Source organism: Campylobacter sp. BCW_4321, from assembly GCF_001763075.1.
GTDB lineage: Bacteria > Campylobacterota > Campylobacteria > Campylobacterales > Campylobacteraceae > Campylobacter_D > Campylobacter_D jejuni.
In genome coordinates this window covers 1-5,660 of the sequence record NZ_MJYA01000065.1, presented here as the reverse complement: position 1 = coordinate 5,660, position 5,660 = coordinate 1, and the positions used below count along the sequence as shown (strand labels likewise).

The 5,660-nt window shown below is 26.2% G+C and carries 6 protein-coding genes; 3 read left to right on the top strand and 3 right to left on the bottom strand.

Annotated elements, in window-relative coordinates; genetic code table 11:
- Positions 1 to 74: 74 nt before the first annotated feature.
- Positions 75 to 245 (bottom strand): hypothetical protein, encoded by a 171-nt coding sequence (locus tag AJN58_RS10200; RefSeq protein ID WP_002807115.1) that lies wholly within the window; start codon positions 243 to 245, stop codon positions 75 to 77.
- A 235-nt stretch (positions 246 to 480) separates the two neighbouring features.
- Here AJN58_RS10200 and AJN58_RS09060 point away from each other — a divergent pair, with 235 nt between their 5' ends.
- Both AJN58_RS09060 and AJN58_RS09055 read left to right on the top strand, forming a co-directional pair.
- Complete coding sequence (locus AJN58_RS09060; RefSeq protein WP_070291910.1) at positions 481 to 873, top strand: hypothetical protein; 393 nt, start codon at positions 481 to 483, stop codon at positions 871 to 873.
- Between the two features lie 1,237 nt (positions 874 to 2,110).
- On the top strand, positions 2,111 to 3,118 hold the full coding sequence (locus AJN58_RS09055; RefSeq protein ID WP_070292084.1) for a DUF3825 domain-containing protein: 1,008 nt from the start codon (positions 2,111 to 2,113) through the stop codon (positions 3,116 to 3,118).
- Positions 3,119 to 3,680: 562 nt separating this feature from the next.
- On the opposite strand, the gene AJN58_RS09050 is transcribed toward AJN58_RS09055, so the two are convergent.
- The gene (locus tag AJN58_RS09050; protein WP_070283390.1) at positions 3,681 to 4,577 is read right to left on the bottom strand and encodes a DUF6685 family protein; all 897 of its coding nucleotides are present in this window, start codon (positions 4,575 to 4,577) and stop codon (positions 3,681 to 3,683) included.
- Positions 4,578 to 5,133: 556 nt separating this feature from the next.
- On the opposite strand from AJN58_RS09050, the gene AJN58_RS09045 reads away from it, so the two are divergent.
- On the top strand, positions 5,134 to 5,394 hold the full coding sequence (locus tag AJN58_RS09045; protein WP_070292205.1) for a hypothetical protein: 261 nt from the start codon (positions 5,134 to 5,136) through the stop codon (positions 5,392 to 5,394).
- Between the two features lie 39 nt (positions 5,395 to 5,433).
- Here the strand turns inward: AJN58_RS09045 and AJN58_RS09040 are convergent.
- Positions 5,434 to 5,660, bottom strand: a 227-nt coding sequence (locus AJN58_RS09040) for a hypothetical protein (protein WP_148124195.1), incomplete at its 5' end; no start/stop codon positions are given.

The following is a 5,660-nucleotide window of genomic DNA, read 5'->3' as shown; positions in this document are numbered from 1 at the left end:
CCTAAAGTATTTTTAGCCTTTGAAATAGAAAAGTCTTCTTCTCGCCCTTTATCACCTCATTTATCCCCCCTTCTTTATCCGCTACATTTCATTGAATAATTTTCATCATTTATCCCCTCATTTATCACCCCCTTTATACCCCATCTCCCATTCCTCCCTATCTTGCATTCTACGCATTCAAATCTCATCTTAACGCTATCCTTAACACAAATCCTTATAGCCTTTATACTCATTCTTTCTCTCATTTATCACCTCATTTATTCCCTCATTTATTGCCTTATTTATTGCCTCATTCTTTCTCATTTACTCCCTATCTTTGCCATTTTTTAAACATATTTCTAGCATAAACTTTCCCTGATATATAAAAATACTCATTTCATACCCAAGTTAAATAAAAATACGGTATAATTTCATAAAGCACTAAAACCACAGAAGAAAACTTATGTCTAAAACTAATACACGCCCAAGCGAAAAAACAAAATGCACAAAGCCATAGAAACTTGGTTTACCAAAATCTACATAAGCAAAATAATCCACAAAGAGAAAAACGATAAATTATTTATCAATATAACTAGCTGTCTAGCATTCATACTCTCAATCTATGGCAAAACAGATGAAAACAAAAGCAAAATGACACCTGCTGTTATAGCTTATATCAAAAAAACAAAAAACACTTTTATTGCCAAACTAAAAAGAGTTAAAAACCATGAGAGCATTATCGATTTACAAGCCAAATACCCAAAGCTTGATATAGTTTCAGCCTATCAATTCCTAACCCTCAAAGATAAATTCAAAATTACCAAATCAGAAATCCAAGATTTTGAAACACTAATCGATATTCTTTCAAAAAACGCCCAAAAATCAAAAAAATAACCCTAAAACGATAAAAACATTAAAAAAATCATTTTAGCCTTTTAAAGGCTAATTCTGTCATTTTAAACCCTATATCCATTCAAGATACCCACTTGCAATCAAAAAAACACAAAAAAACCTACAAAAATCGCAACACAAAACAAAAACCACAGCCCATTTCAAAACTGCAAAGCATTTTTGAAAATTCGCAAGAACTTCTAAAATAAGCCCTAGCTCTCATATTATCGCTATAAATCAAGCACAATCAAAAATACACGCCATGAAGAAAATTTTGCAGTTTTTAGCTCTAAAGTCTATTTTTGCCAAAAATCTTACACAATAACTCGATTATCAACAATGCTTAAAAACCTACAAAATAGATATTTTAAAAGCTTTTTACAAATCGCAAAATGTCGGTAAAACATTAGCATAATTTGCCTACAACAATAAGATTTAAACGCCTATATTTAGGCTATATTATTGCATTATGCCCATTGGCTCAACTTTTTACATTTTTTTCAAAAAAAGCAAAAGAACCTAAAAATAAGGGTTTTAACATAATAAGCCCTAAATATTGATATTTTATTTTTTATTACACTTTTTAGTATATTTTTTCAACAATAAAAATTAAATTAATATTAAAAACCCTATAAAATAGTATTTTAAACAAACTCTTTTTTGTAGTTAAGTTGTAATAAAGTTACACTCAAGTTATAGTAAAAATAACATTAACTACATATTAACTACACTTTTACTTCAAAAAACATGCAAATTTTCACATTTTTGTAGTTAAAGTGTAGTGAAAGTGTAATAAAGTTGAACTCAAATTGTAGTTAAGTTGAAAATAATTGTAATAAAGTTGAATTCAAGTTGTAATTATGTTGTAGTTAAGTTGTAGTTAAGTTGAAAATAAAATGCAGTTTATCAAGTAGCGTTTTTTTGCACTCAAGTTGTAGTTATGTTGTAGTAAAAGTGTAGTTAAGTTGAAATAAAAATTTACATAAACATAAACTATACTTGAAGTAAAGTTGTATTAATGTGTATCACATATTGAAATAAAATTACATATTGCTTGAAAACAACTTGTAATATATGTATTTTATTTAGTTGATTTGCAATTAACTCGCAACAACTTATATTTTAACTCCAACAGGAAAAGTAATAGGCACTCCTATTGAAGGAGCGGTTGATTCTGACATACTTTTTGGACTATTGAAAGGTTTAGAAGATTATAAGAAAGGACAATTAGGTTTTTAGCGTGGAAAAAAACATAGAAAAATTAATTTTAGAAGCCTATGAAGATAGTAAAACTAAATTTGACCATGTTACTACAGGACATATCAGTCAATATTTGAAAAGAAAATATGATTTAAAAATCAATTGTAGTAAGGCATTAATAGAAGCAGGTTTTGATCTTGAAAAAGATGAAAACAAACCTTCTTTAGTTTATGTTAAAAAAGCTACCACAAGAAACAAGACTTCAAATCGTGATCAAATTCAAAACAAAGTTGAAGAGAAACCTTTGTTGTTTCAATTTGCCTATTTTCCAAATTTTCTAAATACACTCCAAGAGCTTTCTAATATAGCTCAAAAAGAATTTTGGGGAAATGGAAATAATATTTTATTTTCTTATCTATTTAAATATTTTGAGTTCATTTACGAAAATAAAAGCTATCCTGATATTATTACTTATAATAAAGACAAAACAAAGGCATGTTTCAATACAGGTTTGTATAGTACAGGTGTTTTTCCAATATTTGCATGCTTTGAAAAGCAGGAAAATGGAGGATATATTTTTAGAAAATTTTGTTCTAATGGAGATAGAGTTTTAGATGATTTAGAAATACCTAAATCTTTAAGCGATTATGATACATTCAAAAATGAAATCATTTTTGACAGTAAATTGGATTTTAGGGTAAATCATTTGCATCTTTTTGAGAGAAAAGAGCGATTACCTGAAATTGTGAAAAAACTAAATGATAGGTTCATAGGACACATTATTAATGGTGAATTGAAAATCATCAAAGATAATTATAATCTTCAAAAGATGATTATTCCTGCAGCTTATAAGCAAAGAGTAGTTTTATACATTCCTTTGAAACTTCAAGAAGAATCAGTTGATACGATAGTTGTAGTTGAAAAAGAAGAGGTAAAAAACGAACAGTATTACGCCGTGAGAACTATACTAAATCCGCATGATAATATTTACAAAACCGCAAGAGTTCTTTCAATAGTTGAATCTGAATGGGTAAAAAACACTATTTGAAAGTGAAAACATTGATAAAATAGGCTTTTTAGATAAGTCTATTTTACCATATAAACAATTAATAATAGGCTAAAACAATATAAATGCTTTGCCTATAAAATCTAAAATTTTATCATACAAACAATTAATAATAGGCTAAAACCGTATGCTCTAAATTATCTGAATTTTACCAATTTTACCATACAAACAATTAATAATAGGCTAAAACTGTATACTCTAAATTATCTGAATTTTACCAATTTTACCATATAAACAATTAATAATAGGCTAAAACAAAATTTTTGTAAAATAAAACAATACAAGATAATAAAAATTCATTTAAAAATACTACAATTAAAGCGTATTAAGTATGGCTACTCTTTCGGTTATAAGAAGGAGGCATGATGAGTAAGATCATTGAGTTTTTAGTTCTTGTCTTAGAATTAATTAACGAGATAATCAAACTCGTTGATTATCTCACTTAAAAAACCGAAATAATTATAAATAAACCACGCTTAGTCTTAGCTTAATACAATTGCAACAAAAAACATTGAACCGAAAGAGGCGTGGCTTTTGGTTTGCATTATTTTGGATTTGAATGCTTTTTTAATTCCCTATTCCAATAAAAGAAATACTTTGAATCTAGTTTATTTAGTATATTTAAAATAAAATTATTTATTTTATTTTTTTTGAAAACTATTGCATATGTCTTATCATTATTTAATTTGTAATTTTTATAATCTTGTGCTGTAAAAATTTGATTAAATAAAGAATTTATTTTATATATATTATCCTCATGGGTTATAAAAATTTCATACTCTTCTAAAAGTTTTTTTAAATTATATTGATTTAATTTTTCTATTTTTATCCTAGCTTTAACTTTATATTTATCTTGGTTGTTCCTTAAGTGGTATAAAGCAACCGCAAAATGATGAGAACCATTATGATTATTCCATTCATACCAATCAGCCCACTCATAATAAGTGAATTCTAAAATTTTATCTTCTTGAAAATGTTTAATACATGACTGTAAATCCCATCCACCCTTTTTATTTAATGCTCGAAAAGTATCAAAACCAAATAAATAAATTATATCTCTAGGATCTATATTAGATTCATATAAATTAATATTAGCAAAATAATTAGTTTCGTTGTTAGAACTTGAGCAAGAAATTGATTTTACAACTCCTAAATCAAAATCATCTATTTCTTTATATTCATCTTGTTTAAATAAATTGCTAAGTAAACCAATAAAATCATCTTGCTTTTGTAGCCATTGTCCATCTTTAGTATATACTAATGAAGATTTTATATAATATTCATTCAACTTTAATAACTTAATTATACCCCCAGAAAACGAGAAGCAATTAATATTATCATTCCAAGAATAGTTTAGTTCTTTTAAATCTAAATTTAATAATTCAAACAATACCTTTTGAATGCGATAGTTTTCCAGATACAATTTTATTTTTTCTAGCACTTTATTCCTTCAGCCACCAATAAATTAAGTCTTTCTATATTAATCATATAAAAAAAGCTTTTGATATAATTAAACATTAAAATAAACAAATCATTAAAAATCTAATATTAATAAAATCAAGACAATCAATGCAATTAATTTTATAAAAACTACATTCATGATAAATCTTAAAAAATATTTTTAAACTATTCTTGAATATAATTCTTGCTATGTTTTAAAAATTATTTAGTTTAGAAAATTTTATAAAGGTTTTAACTATGAAAGAAAAAGAATATAACATTGTGAATAATTTGCTTAATCTTGATTTTAATAAATGTGAAAATATATTTTCACTTCATGAATTAATAAAAAGAATTGCGACTATTGTTTTGTAAAGATGGTTCTAATGCTAGAAACAAAATAGCACATGCAAGATTTTCCCAAGTTAAATAAAAAAAGAACCTCGTTAAAACCACTAAAAAATAGGCATTTTATAGCAAAAATACTTGCAAAATTTATTAAAATATGGTATAATTTTATTAAAAATATGAATAAGTTATAATTGAAAGGAATAAAGATGGATAAAGCGCACTTAATTATTTATTTAGCAGTACTTGCATCTATTGTTAGTGTTTTAATAACTTGTTGTCTTTTGTATTTAATCAGAGATAGGTTAAGCAAATTGTTTTCTAAAAATACATTATTGAAAATCAAGAAGTTTTTAAAAGAGAATGTTAAGGATACTGATGACTCATTAAGATCACGCTCATCAACTTTTGAAAGTGATTATATTAATGATCCAAAATATAGCTTTATGATAGGAAATATATACCATTAATCGCCGCTAAGCCTAGTTAAAACTAGACTCAGTGCATTATTATTTATAAGTATCATTGATTTTTTCATTTCTTTCTTTGATAGCAGTTCCTGCTTTTTTCTCAGCTGCGCCTGCTGCTTTTTCTACATCAAATGCCAGTCCTTCTGATTCAACTTTAGCAGGAGCATTTCTTGTTTTCAAGAAACCTTGATATCTTGAATTTAAATCGTCTATGGCTTTATTGTGATCAGTCATAACACCTCTTGGATCATAATAATTATGTTTTG

Excerpts from the sequence above, each read along its gene's own strand:
- AJN58_RS10200 (WP_002807115.1), bottom strand. The coding sequence starts at position 245 with ATGAGAGAAAGAATGAGTATAAAGGCTATAAGGATTTGTGTTAAGGAT.
- AJN58_RS09060 (WP_070291910.1), top strand. The coding sequence starts at position 481 with ATGCACAAAGCCATAGAAACTTGGTTTACCAAAATCTACATAAGCAAA.
- AJN58_RS09045 (WP_070292205.1), top strand. The coding sequence starts at position 5,134 with ATGGATAAAGCGCACTTAATTATTTATTTAGCAGTACTTGCATCTATT.